This is a genomic window from Agromyces humatus (genome assembly GCF_021228295.1).
GTDB lineage: Bacteria > Actinomycetota > Actinomycetes > Actinomycetales > Microbacteriaceae > Agromyces > Agromyces humatus.
Genome location: NZ_JAJQPD010000001.1, coordinates 270,209 through 285,955, shown reverse-complemented (window position 1 = coordinate 285,955; position 15,747 = coordinate 270,209). Strand labels below are relative to the sequence as shown.

Annotated in this window: 15 protein-coding genes; 7 read left to right on the top strand and 8 right to left on the bottom strand. The window is 70.2% G+C overall.

Annotated elements, in window-relative coordinates; all coding sequences use genetic code 11:
• Positions 1-143: 143 nt before the first annotated feature.
• From LSF15_RS01350 to LSF15_RS01340, 3 genes are all read left to right on the top strand, one after another.
• Complete coding sequence (locus LSF15_RS01350) at positions 144-1,472, top strand: hemolysin family protein (RefSeq protein WP_232496725.1); 1,329 nt, start codon at positions 144-146, stop codon at positions 1,470-1,472.
• Positions 1,469-2,506 (top strand): hemolysin family protein, encoded by a 1,038-nt coding sequence (locus tag LSF15_RS01345; RefSeq protein WP_232496724.1) that lies wholly within the window; start codon positions 1,469-1,471, stop codon positions 2,504-2,506. Before LSF15_RS01350 ends, LSF15_RS01345 begins: the two co-directional genes overlap by 4 nt.
• A gap of 89 nt (positions 2,507-2,595) precedes the next feature.
• On the top strand, positions 2,596-2,970 hold the full coding sequence (locus LSF15_RS01340; RefSeq protein ID WP_232496723.1) for a VOC family protein: 375 nt from the start codon (positions 2,596-2,598) through the stop codon (positions 2,968-2,970).
• A gap of 15 nt (positions 2,971-2,985) precedes the next feature.
• Here the strand turns inward: LSF15_RS01340 and LSF15_RS01335 are convergent, their stop codons facing one another.
• Positions 2,986-4,152, bottom strand: coding sequence for an NADH:flavin oxidoreductase/NADH oxidase (locus tag LSF15_RS01335; RefSeq protein ID WP_269756068.1), 1,167 nt, complete (start codon positions 4,150-4,152; stop codon positions 2,986-2,988).
• Positions 4,149-4,781, bottom strand: coding sequence for an HAD family hydrolase (locus LSF15_RS01330; RefSeq protein ID WP_232496722.1), 633 nt, complete (start codon positions 4,779-4,781; stop codon positions 4,149-4,151). The genes LSF15_RS01335 and LSF15_RS01330 overlap by 4 nt, the downstream gene beginning before the upstream one ends.
• Before the next feature lie 23 nt (positions 4,782-4,804).
• Between LSF15_RS01330 and LSF15_RS01325 the strand changes: the two genes are divergently transcribed.
• The 4 genes from LSF15_RS01325 (at position 4,805) to LSF15_RS01310 (ending at position 8,687) form a co-directional block, all read left to right on the top strand.
• Positions 4,805-5,653, top strand: coding sequence for an ADP-dependent NAD(P)H-hydrate dehydratase (locus LSF15_RS01325; protein WP_232496721.1), 849 nt, complete (start codon positions 4,805-4,807; stop codon positions 5,651-5,653).
• 62 nt (positions 5,654-5,715) lie between these two features.
• Positions 5,716-6,978 (top strand): glycosyltransferase 87 family protein, encoded by a 1,263-nt coding sequence (locus LSF15_RS01320; protein WP_232496720.1) that lies wholly within the window; start codon positions 5,716-5,718, stop codon positions 6,976-6,978.
• A gap of 5 nt (positions 6,979-6,983) precedes the next feature.
• A complete protein-coding gene (locus LSF15_RS01315; protein WP_232496719.1) occupies positions 6,984-7,304 on the top strand; it encodes a thiamine-binding protein in 321 nt (106 codons plus the stop codon).
• Positions 7,305-7,409: 105 nt separating this feature from the next.
• Positions 7,410-8,687, top strand: a complete 1,278-nt coding sequence (locus LSF15_RS01310; protein WP_232496718.1) for an MFS transporter — start codon at positions 7,410-7,412, stop codon at positions 8,685-8,687.
• 12 nt (positions 8,688-8,699) lie between these two features.
• On the opposite strand, the gene LSF15_RS01305 is transcribed toward LSF15_RS01310, so the two are convergent.
• The 6 genes from LSF15_RS01305 to LSF15_RS01280 form a co-directional block, all read right to left on the bottom strand.
• Entirely contained in the window at positions 8,700-9,350 is a 651-nt protein-coding gene (locus tag LSF15_RS01305; RefSeq protein WP_232496717.1) for a response regulator transcription factor, read from the bottom strand.
• Positions 9,351-10,607 carry a hypothetical protein gene (locus tag LSF15_RS01300; RefSeq protein ID WP_232496716.1) on the bottom strand — a complete coding sequence of 419 codons (1,257 nt, stop codon included), beginning with the start codon at positions 10,605-10,607 and terminating at the stop codon, positions 9,351-9,353.
• On the bottom strand, positions 10,604-11,764 hold the full coding sequence (locus LSF15_RS01295) for a sensor histidine kinase (protein WP_232496715.1): 1,161 nt from the start codon (positions 11,762-11,764) through the stop codon (positions 10,604-10,606). The genes LSF15_RS01300 and LSF15_RS01295 overlap by 4 nt, the downstream gene beginning before the upstream one ends.
• 70 nt (positions 11,765-11,834) lie before the next feature.
• Positions 11,835-13,043: a homoserine O-acetyltransferase MetX gene (gene metX, locus LSF15_RS01290; protein ID WP_232496714.1), complete on the bottom strand. Its 1,209-nt coding sequence runs from the start codon at positions 13,041-13,043 to the stop codon at positions 11,835-11,837.
• 116 nt (positions 13,044-13,159) lie between these two features.
• Positions 13,160-14,482: a bifunctional o-acetylhomoserine/o-acetylserine sulfhydrylase gene (locus LSF15_RS01285; RefSeq protein WP_232496713.1), complete on the bottom strand. Its 1,323-nt coding sequence runs from the start codon at positions 14,480-14,482 to the stop codon at positions 13,160-13,162.
• A 157-nt stretch (positions 14,483-14,639) separates the two neighbouring features.
• Positions 14,640-15,743 (bottom strand): acyltransferase family protein, encoded by a 1,104-nt coding sequence (locus LSF15_RS01280; protein ID WP_232496712.1) that lies wholly within the window; start codon positions 15,741-15,743, stop codon positions 14,640-14,642.
• Between the last annotated feature and the right edge of the window lie 4 nt (positions 15,744-15,747).

Below are 15,747 nucleotides of genomic sequence, written 5' to 3'. Positions count from 1 at the left end.
TGGTCTCGATACGGCGCTGCGCGCCTGCTCGGCCGTCGGATGAGCAGCAATGCCCGGATATACTGGGCAGACAATGGACGATCCTCCCTCTGCGAATACGCCCGGCCATAGACCCTCGCCCGTGACTGATCGGGGAGGCTGCGTTGTCTGAGTGGATACTCCTCGGCATCGGATTCCTCCTCACGATCGGCACGGGCTTGTTCGTTGCGAGCGAGTTCGCGCTCGTCAACCTCGATCGCGCCGACCTCGAAGCGCGCCGCGCCAGGGGCGAGACCCGGCTCGGCATGACCATCTCGGCGCTCAAGATCACCTCGACGCACCTGTCGAGTGCGCAGCTCGGCATCACGCTCACGACGCTGCTCACCGGGTACACGATGGAGCCGGCGATCTCCTCGCTGCTCGCCGGCCCGCTGACCGCGATCGGGCTGCCCGAGGCGCTCGTGCGGCCGGTCGGTGCGACGACCGCGATCGTCATCGCGACGCTGCTCTCGATGATCATCGGCGAGCTCGTGCCGAAGAACTTCGCGCTGGCGCTGCCGCTCGCGACGGCGAAGGTCGTGATCCCGTTCCAGTCGGCGTTCACCTGGGTGTTCCGGCCGGCGATCTCGCTCCTCAACGGCAGCGCCAACGCGTTGCTGCGCGCGATGGGCATCGAACCGAAGGAAGAGCTCTCGGGAGCGCGCTCGGCCGAGGAGCTCTCATCGCTCGTGCGCCGTTCGGCGAGCGCCGGCCTGCTCGAGCTCGACACGGCGACGCTGCTCGGCCGCACCCTCCGCTTCGCCGACCACGACGCGTCCGACGTCATGACGCCGCGCCCGCGGGTGGCGGCGGTGCAACGCCAGGAGCCCGCCGAGTCGGTGCTCGAGCTGGCACGCCAGACGGGCTTCTCGAGGTTTCCGGTGTACGACGAGAACCTCGACGACGTCGTCGGCATCGTGCACGTCAAGCAGGCGGTGGCGGTGCCGCGTGAACGGCGAGCGGATGTCCCGGCGTCGGCGCTGCAGTCCGAGGCGTTGCGCGTGCCCGAGACCATCAAGCTCGACGCGCTGCTCGGCGAGCTCCGCGGCCGCGGGTTCCAGATGGCCGTCGTCGTCGACGAGTACGGCGGCACGGCCGGGGTCGCGACCCTCGAGGACCTCGTCGAGGAACTCGTCGGCGAGGTCGCCGACGAGCACGACCGCACCCGGGCCGGCATCGTGCGGCGCGGCGAGATCGTGAGCTTCCCCGGAATTCTGCGGCCCGACGAACTGCTCGAGCGCACCGGCATCCACGTGCCCGAGAACGGCGACTACGAGACCGTCGCCGGATTCGTGATGGCCGAGCTCGGGCGGCTTCCCGTCGTCGGCGATGAGGTCGCGATCGACGAGGGCACGCTCAGCGTGCAGCGCCTCGACGGGCGACGCATCGACCGGTTGCGCTTCGAGCCGACTCCGGTGCTCCAGGCCGGCGAACTCGAGGAGGCCGAGCGATGAGCGACTGGGTCGGAATCGCGTGGCTGTTCGTCCTGCTGGCCGCGAACGCCTTCTTCGTGGGCGCGGAGTTCGCGGTCATCTCGGCGCGACGCTCGCAGATCGAGCCGCTCGCCGAGCAGGGCAGTCGAAGCGCCAAGACCGCGCTCTGGGCCATGGAGCACGCCACGCTGATGCTCGCGATGAGCCAGCTCGGCATCACCATCTGCTCGCTGCTCATCCTCAACGTGTCGGAGCCGGCGATCCATCACCTGCTCGAGGTGCCGTTGCAGCTCACCGGCTGGTCGCCCGAGGTCATCTCGACGATCGCGTTCGTGATCGCGCTCCTGCTCGTGTCGTACCTGCACGTCGTGTTCGGCGAGATGGTGCCGAAGAACCTCTCGTTCACGCTGCCCGATCGAGCCGTGTTGCTGCTCGCACCGCCGCTCGTCCTCATCGCACGCGTCTTCAAGCCGATCATCGTCGCGCTGAATGCGACGGCGAACGGCGTGCTGCGTCTCTTCGGCGTCGAGCCGAAGAGCGAGGCGAACTCGACGTTCACGCTCGAAGAGGTGCAGACCATCGTCGACCAGTCACGTCGCGAGGGCGTGCTCGACGATGCGAGCGGCACGCTCACGGCGGCGTTCGAGTTCACGACGAAGCGCGTGAAGGATGTCGCGGTGCCGGTCGGCTCGCTCGTGAGCCTTCCTCCGGGCGCCACCCCGGGCGACGTCGAACGGGCAGTCGCGCGACACGGCTTCTCGCGGTACCCGATCCTCGGCACCGACGGCCAGCCCGACGGCTATGTGCACCTGAAGGACGTGCTCGACCTCGACGACGACGAGTTCGACGACCCGATCCCTGCGAAGCGGGTGCGACGGCTCGTGTCGATCTTCGAGGGCACCGATCTCGAGGACGCCCTCGCGACGATGCGCCGGCTCGGGACGCACGTGGCACGGGCATTCGACGAGGACGGTGCGGCGACCGGCGTGATCTTCCTCGAGGACATCATCGAAGAACTCGTCGGCGAGGTGCAGGACGCGACCCGGCGGGGCTGAGTCGGCACCCGATCGCGCGCGAGATCGATCGTGTGACGGAGTCCGAGCGGGCGTAGAATGCTCTCCGTCCACAAAGGCGAGGGGTTCTCATGTTCGAAAAGATGCAGTGCTACGGCGTTCTTCCGGCCTCGGATCTCGAGCGGGCGGTGAAGTGGTGGAAGGACGTGTTCGGTCTCGAGCCGGACATGACCAACGAGGGCGGAGTCATGTTCCAGTTCGGCGGCACGCCCGTGCTCGTCTACGAGACGCAGTTCGCCGGCACCGCGAAGAACACGGCGTTCGGCATCGACACCGAGGACTTCGACGGTGACGCCGCGGCACTGCGCGAGCGCGGCGTCACCTTCCTCGACTACGACCTGCCGGGCCTGAAGACCGTCGACGGCGTCGCCGACCTCGGCGGCATCCGCACCGCGTGGTTCAACGACAGCGAGGGGAACATCATCGCCATCGGTCAGCGCCCCTGAGGGTGCTCGACCCGATCACCACTCTCCGTCGTTCACCTCGGGCCTCGCGCGCAGGTACTGCACGGGCCACATCGTCGAGCCCGCACCCAGTTCGTGGGCGGCGCGCAGGGCGAAGTGCGGATCGCGCATCATCGCCTTGCCGAACATCACGGCATCGGCTCGACCGGTCGCGACGAGCTCGTCGGCGTGCCGCGCGTTCGTGATGCGGCCCACGGCTGAGACCGGGACATCCGATCGCTCGCCGACGTACTCGGCGAAATGCGCCTGGTAGGCGGGGCCGATCGGGATGTCGGCGGACGCGACGAGGCCGCCCGTCGAGATGTCGAAGAAGTCGGCGCCGGCATCGGATGCCCAGCCCGCCACGGTGGCGGTCTGGGCCTCGTCCCATCCGCCGGGGGTCCAGTCGGTCGCCGAGAAGCGAACGAACACCGGCATCGCCTCACCGACCTCGGCGCGCACCGCCCGCACGATCTCGAGCAGCAGCCGGGCGCGGTTCTCGAGACTGCCGCCCCAGTCGTCGGCGCGCAGGTTCGACAGTGGCGAGAGGAACTGATGCACGAGGTAGCCGTGGGCGGCGTGGACCTCGACGAGGTCGAAACCCGCGTCGGCAGCGCGCCGGGCGGCGGTGCGGAAGTCGTCGATCACCGCGGCGATGCCCGCCTCGTCGAGCGCGGCCGGCTCGCGCAGCCCGTCGAAGGCGACCGCCGAGGCCGATACCGTCGGCCAACCTCCCAGGTCGAGCGGCTGCGAGCCACGGCGCCGCGTCGGTTCGGGCCAGATCGACGCCTTACGACCGGCGTGCGCGAGCTGCACGCCCGCCGCGGCACCCTGCGACCGGATGAATCGCACGATCCGTGCCCAGGCCTCGGCCTGCGCATCGTTCCAGAGCCCCGTGTCGTGGTCGGAGATGCGCCCTTCGGGGTTCACCGCCGTGGCCTCGGCCATGATGAGGCCGGCGCCTCCGGCCGCCATCGCGCCGAGATGCACCAGGTGCCAGTCGTTCGGCACGCCGTCGCGGGCGTCGACCGAGTACTGGCACAGCGGCGGCACCCAGACCCGGTTGCGCATCGTGAGGCCACGGATCGTGATGGGGGTGAAGAGCCCCGCTGCGGCAACAGTCGACCCGCTCGTCTCGTCGAGCGACAGGGCAGCCGTCGTCTCGACGGCGTCGGTCGCGCTCATGCGAGACCCCGAAGCCAGGCCTCGAGCTCGCTGGCATCGGCGAAGACGTGTCCGTCGCCGCCGACGGCGCGCGCACCCGCGACGTTCTCGGCCCGGTTGTCGACGAAGAGCAGATCGGCGGGCTCGATGCCGAGCTCGGCCATCGCGTGCCGGTAGATCTCGGGCTCGGGCTTGACGAGGCCCAGCTCGCCGCTGACGAACACGCGCTCGAAGAGCGGTGCGAACGAACCGTGGCGGAGCCACCCCGCGAAGTCTGCGCCGGCGTTCGAGAGCAGCGCGAGGCGCGTGCCGCCCGCGACGAGCGCGTCCAGGACGCGCAGCGTGCCGGGGTCGACCGACAGCCAGCTGCGATGATCGATGGCCCACAGCTCATGCACGTCGATCGGGTTCCACGCGGCGCCGACATCGCGCGCGACGGCCTGCCAGTAGGCGTCGATCGAGGTGGTGCCCCGGTCGAGGCCCTCGCGGTGCGACCAGTACGCCGTCCAGAACGGGTCGGCCTCGACGCCGGCCCGTGCGAGCAGCTCCGCCTGTTCGGCGGCGCCCGGAGCGCGCGAGATGACCTCGCCGTAGTCGAAGACGACGACGCGGGGTGTGAGGCTGATCGGAGCGAGGGCTGACGTGGACATCCCCCTCAACCTATCGTTGGAGTATGAGCGTGTCGTGGCGGGAGTGGACAGCAGCCGATTGCATCGAGTGGATCGCGCCGCCGACGACCGACGATGACAAGTACTCCCGCGGCGTGCTCGGGGTGATCACCGGGTCGCCCGACTATCCCGGCGCAGCCGTGCTCGGAGTCGAGGCCGCGTGGCGCGCAGGCGCCGGCATGGTCCGCTACAGCGGACCCCGCCCGGTGCGCACCGCAGTGCTGGCGCAGCGACCCGAGACCGTGACGGTGTCCGGGCGCGTGCAGGGCTGGCTCGTCGGGTCGGGCATCGACCCGCGCCGGCGTTCGTTCGTGCTGCAGGGCGACCTGCAGCGCGCGCTCGCCTCGCGCGTGCCCGTCGTGCTCGACGCCGGCGGGCTCGACCTCGTCGGCACGCACACGGCCCCCACCGTGATCACACCGCACGCGCGTGAACTCGCGAACCTGCTCACCGCTCGCGAGCTCGATGCGAGCGTCGTCGACGTGCGGGCCGACCCGGCTGCCTGGGCCGAGCGGGCCGCGCGCGAACTCGGCGTCGCAGTGCTGCTGAAGGGTGCGGTCACCCGCATCGTCGATCCCGACCGCGACGCCTACGTCGTGACGGCGCCGACGCACCGGCTCGCGACCGCCGGCAGCGGCGACATCCTCGGTGGCATCCTCGGTGCGCTCGTCGCGACGAACCACGACGCACTCGCCGTCGACGCCGAGGTGCTCGCGAAGCTCGCCGCGACGGCGGCGTGGGTGCACGGCGAGGCGGCCAGGCGCGCGAGCGGCGTCGTCGGCGGCGGCCCGATCGTCGCGCTCGACATCGCCGCGGCGTTGCCCGGCGTGATCGGCTCGCTGCTCACGCGCTGAACACGGCACGCGTCGTCGTGGCGCACCGTGGCGGAATGCGGCGCTCCGTTAGGCTCGTCGTCGTGACTCTGGGAGGCGAGCGCGAGGCGACCGTACGTACGGCCGGTGCGGTCCGGCGCTTCCTCGGGGGGCGTGCCGCGCTGTGGACCGGGTTCGCCGTCGTGCACGTCGCGCTCATCGCGCTCAACCTGTACGGCCAGGGCCAACCGCTCGGCGATGTCACCTCGGTGTACCGCGTCTGGGCCGAGAACGCCGTCGACGGGCTCGTGCGCATGGGCATCGACGTGCCGTGGGTCTACCCTATCCTCGCCTTCGCGCCGATGACGGCGGCGCTCGCCCTCGGCAGCGAATGGTATGCCCAGACCTGGCTGGCAATCGTCAGCGTGCTCGACGCCATCGCGTTCTCGATCCTGCTCGGCAGCGCGCGGCTCTCCCGCACGAGGCGCATCGCCGCCTGGTGGTGGGTGGGATTCCTCGCCGTGCTGGGCCCGATCGCGCTCGGTCGGATCGATGCGATCACCGTGCCGATCGCGATCACGGGGCTGCTCTTCGCCGCCTCGCGACCGCGGGTCGCCGCCGTGCTGCTCACCGTCGGCGCCTGGGTGAAGGTGTGGCCCGCCGCGCTCGTCGCCGCACTGGTCATCGCGGCGCGCCGTCGCGTCGAGGTCGTCACCGTCGCGGCCGCGCTCAGCGTCGGCATCCTCGCGGTGAGCATCGTCGCCGGGGCGGGGGCGAATGCCATCGGCTTCATCGTCGAGCAGGCGGGCCGCGGCCTGCAGATCGAGGCGCCGCTCGCGACGGCCTGGCTCTGGCAGATCGTGGCGGGAGCGAAGGACGTCACGATCGTGTACGACCGCGACATCCTGACATTCCAGATCGAAGGCCCGGGCGCGGATGTCGCCGCCGCCCTCACGACCCCCCTCATGATCGTCGGGGTGGCGGTGATCGTGCTGTTCGGCGTGCGCGCCGCGCTGCGGCGCGCGCACCTCGGCGAACTGCTCGCCCCCCTCTCGCTCGGGTTCGTCGTCGTGCTCATGGTGGCCAACAAGGTGGGATCGCCGCAGTTCGCGACGTGGCTCGCGGCGCCGGTCATCCTGGGCCTGGTGTACCGGCCCGCGCGGTTCGCGGTGCCCGCCGCGCTCGCCGGCGCCGTGGCGCTGGTGACCCACATCATCTACCCGTATTGGTACGGTTGGCTGCTCATCGCGAATCCGGCGTTCGTGTTCCTGCTCACAGTGAAGTCGGGCCTGCTGATCGCGATGCTCGTGTGGTCGCTGCGCGCCGTGTGGCAGGCTGGGAGACCGAAACAGGTGAGTGAGGGGTAGGGCCGATGCTTGTCGCATTCTCAGTCGCGCCGAGCGGCACGGGCAGCGCCGACGGATCCGTTCACGACGCTGTCGCGGCGGCCGTGAGGATCGTTCGCGAGTCGGGGCTCCCGAACCGGACGACGTCGATGTTCACCGAGCTCGAGGGCGAATGGGACGAAGTCTTCGACGTCGTCCGCCGTGCGACGGAGGCGGTCGGCGAATACGGATCGAGGGTGTCGCTCGTGCTGAAAGCCGATATCCGACCGGGCTACTCCGGTGAGCTCGACGCAAAGATCCAGCGGCTCGAAACCGCGATCGACGGTGCGAGCGAGGGCGTCGCCTGACTCGGCTCGCACCGGTATCAGGTGCGGCTGCAGCGCGGTTCGTGGAGATCCGGCCGTGGAGCCGCACGGCTGTCGAATCGATTCGATCTGTGCGAGAATCGGCGGGTGACCCTCCCAATCGACGGGCCGACGACGTTGTCGCCGGCCCGTGTTCGTTTCGCGCTCCTCGCGCTCGCACTCGGCGGCTTCGGCATCGGATCGACCGAGTTCGTCGTCATGGGGCTGCTTCCCGACATCGCGCAGGACCTGTTCCCGGCGCTCTACACCGCCTCGCCCGCCGACGCCAACGCCAACGCCGGGTGGATGATCTCGGCCTATGCACTGGGCGTCGTCGTCGGTGCCCCGACGATCGCCGCCGCCGCGGCGCGCTGGCCGCGCAAGCGACTGCTGCTCGTGCTGCTGACCGCGTTCACCCTGGGCACCGTCGCATCGGCCGTGCTGCCCACCTTCGAACTCGTGCTCATCGCGCGATTCGTCGCGGCGCTGCCGCACGGCGCGTACTTCGGCATCGCCTCGCTCGTCGCGGCGAGCCTCATGGGACCGGGCCGGCGCGCCCGAGGCGTGGCGCTCGTGCTCTCGGGCCTGACCATCGCCAACGTGATCGGGGTGCCGGCCATCACCTGGCTCGGCCAGAACGCCGGATGGCGCACCGCATACCTCGCGGTCGCCGCGATCTTCGCGCTCACGTTCCTCGCCGTGCTCGTCGCCGTGCCATGGCAGGCCGGCGACCCCGGCGCCACGATCGCACGTGAGTTGCGGGCGTTCACGCGCGCCCAGGTGTGGTTCGCCCTCGGCATCGGGGCGATCGGGTTCGGCGGGCTCTTCGCCGTCTACACGTACGTCGCACCGCTCGCGACCGACGTCACCGGACTCCCGCCCGAGTTCGTGCCGATCGTGCTGATCGTCATCGGGCTCGGCATGACCGTCGGCAACATCGTCGGCGGCAGGCTGGCCGACTGGAGCGTGCGTCGGTCGATGTACCTCTTCTTCGCGATCCTCGCGGGGGCCCTCGTGCTGCTCGGCTTCACCGCCACCACAGTCGTGGGACTCCTCGTCGGCGTGTTCCTCGTCGGCGGGGCATCCGCTGCGCTCTCCCCGACGATCCAGGCACGCCTCATGGACGTCGCGCGCGACAGCCAGTCGATCGCCGCGGCGCTCAATCACTCGGCCCTCAACATCGGCAACAGCCTCGGTGCGCTCTTCGGCGGTCTCGCCATCGCAGCCGGGCTCGGGTACGTCGCTCCGGTGTGGATCGGGCTCGTACTCACGCTCGTCGGCGTCGCCCTCTCGCTCGGCTCGTTCGCGCTCGACCGCGCGAGGGGTCGCAACGGCGTGGTCGTGCCCTATGCGACGACTGGCGCGATGGAGGCGGTGGACGCCTGAACCGCGGGCGGCTCAGTCGGACTGCAGCAGGATTCCGTCGAGGATGGCGCGCTTGCGCAGCGCGACCTTCGTGCCCACGTCGTAGCCCGAGGCCCGGTACTTCTCTCGGATGCGCTTGAGATAGCTCTTGGCGGTCTCTTCGGAGATGCCGAGCTGGAACGCCACGGCCTTCACCGGCTGGCCGGCCCCGTAGAGCGCCATGACCCGGCGTTCCTGCGCCGAGAGCTTGGGCACCGTGCCGTCGTCGAGCAGCGCCTGCTCGAGTTCGGGGGTGAGGTACGAATCGCCGAGACCCGCGGCCCGGATCGCCTCGATGATGGACTCGACCGGCTCGGACTTCACGAGGTAGCCGAGCGCGCCGGCGCTGAGCGCCTCGCGCACGACGGCGGCCTCGGAGTAGTTGCTCATGAGCATGGTCTTCACGCCGGCCGATTTCAGCATCGACAGCTTCAGCGAGATGGGGATGTTGTCGCGCAGGTCGAGGTCGAGCAGTACGACGTCGACCGGGAAATCGGGGTGGGCGAGCAACTCGGACCACGACGGCACCGCCGCGACGAGATCGATCTCGGAGGATGCTCCGCGGAGCCATTCGGAGAGCGCGCCGAGCAGCATGCGGTGATCGTCGACGATCGCGAGTCTGATCGGATCTGCGGTGTCGGCCATTCAGCTCCCCCTCGGATTGGCCGCGCTTCGTGCGGCCGTTGCACTTGCCGATGACGTGAAGTTCACCTGGCATTCGAGCTCGATGCGGAAGGATTCGCCTCCCGCGACGAGATCGTGTCTTCCGACACTATCCACAGCCTCCCACGTCGCCGGGTCGAGACGCCGCAGGACGACACCGAACACTTCGATGTCGATCTCGACGACGGAAGGTGACGCGTGGTCGTCGTCGGTCGCCGGGGACCGCAGTTCGACCGAGATCGGTTCCGCCGGGCCCTTGCGACGCTCGCCGACCAGCAGCCAGAGCGCGAGCAGCAGGCCGTCGCGCTGCTGCTGCGAGAGCAGGCCCGCAGCACCCTCGGGATCGTCGAGCACGACACGGTTGCTGAGATACGCCGATTCGAGCACCGCATGCTTCAACCAGGTGTCGGTGCGCCCCTCGATGAGGCGGGCCCGGAGCCTGGCCGCGACGGCTGCCGCCCGCTCGGCAGCGGCTGTCGGGAGCGGGATCGCGATGCGCCCGGAGCCGACGTCGTCGAGCAGTGTCTCGGCATCGAAGTCGAGCTTCGCGAGTTCCTCGGACGCCTGCATGCCGACGGCGGACGGTGCGGTCGACACGGTGCTCTGCACGAGCGAGAGGTCGAGCTCGCGGCCGACGAGTGAGCGGAATCCGCTGATCGCGAAGACCGCCAGCAGCGTCGGCAGCACCGCTGACACGGCGACGGCGAGCCCCACGACCGTGTATTCGCCGGCGACTCCCGCCTGCAGGAGCGTCGACGTCGCGATGACGACGCCGATCGCGCACGCGACCGCGAGCGGTACACGCGTGCCGCGGATCGCCGCGACCGGGATGAGCACGGCCCCGGCGGCCGCCGCGGCGGTGGGAGTCACACCGCGGTCGAGATACCCCCATGTCGCGGCCACGTCGAGCCACACCGGTACCGCGAGCGCGACCAGCAGGATGACGTAGAGCCAATCGGGGAGCGGGTTCGAGCGCGAGACCAGGCGGGAGGCGACGCCGACGGCGAGGATCGCGGCAAGCGAGAGCCACGCCGCCCACGGCCCGATTCCGATGGGGTAGAACGGTGCCAGCAACACGGCTCGCAGCAGATCGGCGAGGATGACGATGGCGGCGGTGATGGTGACGCCGGTGGCGAGGCGGCGCCCCCCATGACGCTCGCGGACATCGCCCGCCGCGAGGGCGGAGCGATTCGGCCGGCGGAACGGCTGCGAGTCGGCGCGGGTCGATGCGGCGTTCACGGCTTCGGCACCTCGAGCATCACGGTGGTTCCCGAACCCGGCGACGAGAAGACTCGCGCCCGCCCGCCGACGGTGCTCAGCCGACCGACCACCGACTCCGCGTAGCCGAGCCGGCCACTGCTCACGGTCTCGGGTTCGAACCCGTTGCCCGCGTCGGTGACCATCGCCCGCACCGTGCGCTCGTCATCGGTGACGGTGACGTCGGCCTCGTTGACTCCCGAATGCCGGCGTACGTTCTCGAGGCACTCGCCGAGCGCGCCGAGGAGTGCGTCGAGGGTCTCGCGCGGCAGTGCGAGCTGGCCGGCGCCGTGCCAGTTGACGTCGAGGCCCATGCGGGCGAAGCGCTGCCGCACCGACTCGAAGGTCGTTCCGAGGATGTCCTCATCGGAGTCGGGGGAGAAGATCGCGTCGGACGCCGTGTCGAGTGACGCGCCGAGCCGGAGCTGCTTGAGCAGCCGCGCGTCGTCGCCGGCCTGCTGTCGGAGTGCGCCGACGCCGACGCCGACGCCCGAGTGGGCGAGCAGGCTGAGCGTCGCGAGGACGGTGTCGTGCAGCACCCGGGCGTCCTGACGCTGGCGAGCCTCGAGCTCGCTCGCGAGCCGCTCGGCCTGATGGGCGCGCCCGACCTCCTCGATCCGCGCAGCGGCGCGGGAGATGGCCGCGTTTAGCGCGAGTGCGAGCGACGCGGCCGCAGCCCAGCCCGCGATCGTCGAGATGAGCACGACGGGTATGGGGTGCCCGCCGACGCCGAAGAAGACGAGGAGGGTCGCGACGATGACGGCGGCGAGCGCGAACACGAGCGAGGGCCCGCGGCGACGGACGACCAGGGTGATCGCGACCGACGGCGCGGTGACCGACGCGGTGACGGACACCGCGGTCAACGCGACCGGGTCGAGCACGGGCGACGTCGCGAGCACGGCGATCAGGGCAGCCGACGCGCCGACGACGCCCAGCGCCGTCGGCGCCCCGCCGTGTTCGGTGTGCAGGAACACGAGCGCGCCAGCGGCGACGCAGAGCAGCGCGGCCGCGGCGAACTGGATCCCGGTGGCAGTGCCGGGCACGAGCACGCACAACAGGCCGCCGACGGCGCCCGTCATGCCGCAGATGCGAGCGAGCCTGCGCAGCAGTCGATCGCGTTCCTTCTGGATGCGCTTCATGGACACCCCCTTGCGTGACGGCGCAGGCCGGGCCATCCGCCTCTTTCGAACCTTAGCCCAGTCGCGCGGATCACGCCGTCAGCAGGCGGGCGAGTGCCGCGCCGACCGCGTCGTCCTCGATGAGGAAGGCGTCGTGCCCGTACTCGGAGGTGACGACGACCGGCGAATCGCCGTGCACGCTATGCCGAAGCTGTGCCGCGATCTCACGCTGCCCGCTGAGGGGGAAGTAGCGATCGCTGTCGATGCCGAGCACGAGGCTGCGCGCCTCGATGCGGGCGAGGGCGGCCCCGATGCCGCCGCGCCCCCTGCCGATGTCGTGCGAGTTCATCGCCTCGGTGAGCACGATGTAGCTGTTCGCGTCGAACCGGCGCGTGAACTTGTTGCCGTGGAAGTCGAGGTAGGACTCGACCGCGAACCGCCCGTCGCCGCCGAGCGGGTCGAGGTCGGACTGCCAGGCGCGCTCGAAGCGGTCGTTGAGCTCCGCGGCCGTGCGGTAGTTGAGCATCGCCATGCGGCGGGCGAGCGAAAGCCCGCGCGTGGGACCTTCGCCGTCGGGGGCGTCGTAGTAGGCCCCGCCACGGAACGCGGGGTCGGAGCGGATCGCCTCGATCTGCACGGAGTTCAGGGCGATCTGGTCGGCCGTGGTCGACGGGGGCCCGGCGAGCACCGCGATGCGCTCGACCGCGTCGGGTGCCTCGATCGCCAACTCGAGCACGTGCATGGCGCCCATCGAACCGCCCACGACCGCCGCGAACCGCTCGATGCCGAGGCTCCCGGCGAACGCGAGCTGAGCGCGCACCTGGTCGCGGATCGTGAGGAACGGGAACCTCGCCCCCCACTCGGCGCGATCGGGTGCGAGCGACGCGGGGCCGGTCGAGCCCTGGCAACCGCCGATGACGTTCGGCGCGAGCACGAACCAGCGGTCGGTGTCGATCGCGAGGCCCGGGCCGACGATGCCCGGCCACCAGCCCGAGCTCGGATGCGCCGGCCCGGCGGCACCCGCGACATGGCTGTCGCCGGTGAGCGCGTGCAGCACGAGGATCGCGTTGTCGCGCGCGTCCGCGAGCGTGCCCCACTGCTCGTAGGCGATCTGCACGCCGGGAAGCACGCGGCCCGATTCGAGCTCGAGATCGCCGATTCCGATGAACCGGCGGTCGCCGACGGGATCGCCCTCGCGCCAGGCGCCGGTCGCAGGCGCTCGCCGCCCGAGCATCGCGAGCGCACGCGCCTCGGGCACGATGCTCGCGGGCACGGTGTTCGCCTGCGTCTGCCAGTCCATGCTTCGATTCTCCCGAACCGGGCGGCGCCGCGGGACATTGTTACAGCGGTTGGGACGAGAAACGCGGATGCCGCGAGCCGGTGCGGCCCGCGGCATCCGCGTGTCGGTGCGATCGGTCAGACGCGCGCAGCCTCGGTGGCGGCGCGAGCGGCGGCGAGGCCCACCTCGAGGTCGGCCTTGAGGTCGTCGATGTTCTCGATGCCGACCGAGAGGCGCACGAGTCCGGGCGTGACACCGGCCGTGAGCTGCTGCTCGGGGGTCAGCTGCGAGTGCGTCGTCGAGGCCGGGTGGATGACCAGCGAGCGCACGTCGCCGATGTTCGCGAGGTGGCTGAACAGGGCGAGGTTGTCGACGAAGGCGCGGCCCGAGTCGACGCCGCCCTTGAGCTCGAACGACAGCACCGCGCCGACGCCCTTGGGCGCATACGTGTTGGCGGCGGCATACCACGGGCTCGAGGGCAGGCCCGAGTAGTTGACGCTCGCGACGTCGGGGTGGCTGTCGAGCCACTCGGCGATCTCCTGCGCGTTCTGGACATGCCGTTCGATGCGCAGCGACAGGGTCTCGATGCCCTGGATGAGCAGCCACGCGCTGTTCGGCGAGATGGCCGCGCCGAGGTCGCGCAGCAACTGCACGCGTGCCTTGATGATGTAGGCGAGACCGTCGCCGACCGCCGCCGTGTAGCTCGCGCCGTGATACGACGGGTCGGGCTCGGTCAGGCCGGGGAACTTCTCGACGTTCTTCGACCATTCGAACGTTCCGCCGTCGACGATGACGCCGCCGATGGTCGTGCCGTGGCCGCCGAGGAACTTCGTCGCCGAGTGCAGGACGATGTCGGCGCCGTGCTCGAACGGACGGATGAGGTAGGGCGTCGCGATCGTGTTGTCGACGATGAGGGGCACGCCGGCCTCGTGCGCGGCGTCGGCGACCGAGCGGATGTCGAGCACGTTGATCTTGGGGTTGCCGATGGTCTCGGCGAAGAACAGCTTCGTGTTCGGCCGCACCGCGCGGCGCCACTCGTCGATGTCGTCCTGGTGCTCGACGAACGTGGTCTCGATGCCGAGCTTCGCGAGCGTGTACTTGAAGAGGTTGTACGTGCCGCCGTAGATCGACGAGGACGAGACGATGTGGTCGCCCGCCTGCGCGATGTTCAGCACGGCGAACGTCTCGGCCGCCTGGCCCGACGCGACGAGCAGCGCTCCGGTGCCGCCCTCGAGCGCCGCGACGCGCTCTTCGACGACCGCCTGGGTCGGGTTCTGGATGCGCGTGTAGATGTTGCCGAACTCGGCGAGCGCGAAGAGGTTCTTCGCGTGCTCGGAACTGTCGAACACGTACGACGTGGTCTGGTAGATCGGGGTGGCCCGGGCGTGCGTCGTCGGGTCGGGCGCGGCGCCGGAGTGCACCTGCCTGGTCTCGAAGCGCCAGTCGGCGGTGTTGCTCATCGAAGTCTCCTCAGTGGTCGGGTGTGCGGGCCCGCCGCAGCTTTCGAGCCACGTTAGGGGTGCACGCGAGCACCGGCAACGGATGCCGCAACACGGCGTCACGCTCAGCGCTGGTGCCGCGGGTTGAGGAGCGAGGAACGAGCGTCTCGAAACCGCGTCAGCGACGCCCGGACTCGGGCGGCAGCACGAGGGTGCCGGTCGCCGTCGACGGCTCGGGGCGGAAGAGCCACCTCGCGCGCGGTTCGACGAGTGGGCGGAAGATGCGCCGCACCGGCTTCAGCGAGAGCACGATCGAGATGCCGATGCAGAACACGATCATGGCGGGGAGCACCCAGAACGGCTGCTGCCCGGCGAGCAGGCCGGTCTCACGGAACGGGAACAGCACGAACGTGTGCAGCAGGTAGATGTACATCGTGGCCCGGCCGAACGGGGTGAACCAATGCGCACCGCGCGGCATGAGCGTGAGGAACGCCACTGCGAGCGTCATCGCGCCCAGCAGCAGCACGAGACGGATCGCGCCCGACCAGGGTTCGTCGTAACCGATCGCCTCGTACGACTCGTCGTACAGCATGAACCGGCGCAGCCGGAGGTCGCGCAGGGTCTCGATCGTGACCGGCATGAGCACGAGCACCGCCGCGAAGAGCGCGATCGCGCCCGCACGCCACCGCCAGACGACCGCCGAACGCAGCTCGAGCCAGGGACCCGTGAGCTGCCACTGCCGCAGCTTCCAGCCGAACACGAAGAACGGCAGCATGCCGAACGTGCGCGTCAGGGCGAACGTCGAGTCGATCGTCTCGGTGTAGCCGGCGCCGATCGAGATCACGATCGCGATGATGAGCGGGTAGCGCAGCAGCACGAGGTAGGGCAGCACGACGCGCCAGATCGCGAGCGCGATGAGGAACCACAGCGTCCACGACGCCGTTGTGTAGTCGATGTCGAACCCGCCGCTGAGCACCCACCTGATGACTGTCCAGATCGTCTCGAAGATGAAGAACGGGAACACGATGTCGGTGAGGATCTGCTTGAGCGCCCGCGCGTTGGGCGGACCGGACTTCGCGAAGTAGCCGGCGACGGTGACGAACACGGCGACGTGGAACGAGTAGATGAACAGGTAGACGCTGTAGGCGGCGTTGTCTTCGCCGATGAGCGGCAGGATTCCGTGCCCGATCACGACGAGCGCGATCGCGATCCAGCGGGCGTTGTCCCAGAGCGGAACCCGCTTTCGCGTCGGCGTCGGAGGGTGGTGGGGCCTCGTGTGCATCACT

Excerpts from the sequence above, each read along its gene's own strand:
- LSF15_RS01340 (WP_232496723.1), top strand. The coding sequence starts at position 2,596 with ATGTTCGAAAAGATGCAGTGCTACGGCGTTCTTCCGGCCTCGGATCTC.
- LSF15_RS01305 (WP_232496717.1), bottom strand. The coding sequence starts at position 9,350 with ATGGCCGACACCGCAGATCCGATCAGACTCGCGATCGTCGACGATCAC.
- LSF15_RS01315 (WP_232496719.1), top strand. The coding sequence starts at position 6,984 with ATGCTTGTCGCATTCTCAGTCGCGCCGAGCGGCACGGGCAGCGCCGAC.
- LSF15_RS01295 (WP_232496715.1), bottom strand. The coding sequence starts at position 11,764 with ATGAAGCGCATCCAGAAGGAACGCGATCGACTGCTGCGCAGGCTCGCT.
- LSF15_RS01345 (WP_232496724.1), top strand. The coding sequence starts at position 1,469 with ATGAGCGACTGGGTCGGAATCGCGTGGCTGTTCGTCCTGCTGGCCGCG.
- LSF15_RS01330 (WP_232496722.1), bottom strand. The coding sequence starts at position 4,781 with ATGTCCACGTCAGCCCTCGCTCCGATCAGCCTCACACCCCGCGTCGTC.
- metX (WP_232496714.1), bottom strand. The coding sequence starts at position 13,043 with ATGGACTGGCAGACGCAGGCGAACACCGTGCCCGCGAGCATCGTGCCC.
- LSF15_RS01280 (WP_232496712.1), bottom strand. The coding sequence starts at position 15,743 with ATGCACACGAGGCCCCACCACCCTCCGACGCCGACGCGAAAGCGGGTT.
- LSF15_RS01325 (WP_232496721.1), top strand. The coding sequence starts at position 4,805 with ATGAGCGTGTCGTGGCGGGAGTGGACAGCAGCCGATTGCATCGAGTGG.
- LSF15_RS01335 (WP_269756068.1), bottom strand. The coding sequence starts at position 4,152 with ATGAGCGCGACCGACGCCGTCGAGACGACGGCTGCCCTGTCGCTCGAC.
- LSF15_RS01285 (WP_232496713.1), bottom strand. The coding sequence starts at position 14,482 with ATGAGCAACACCGCCGACTGGCGCTTCGAGACCAGGCAGGTGCACTCC.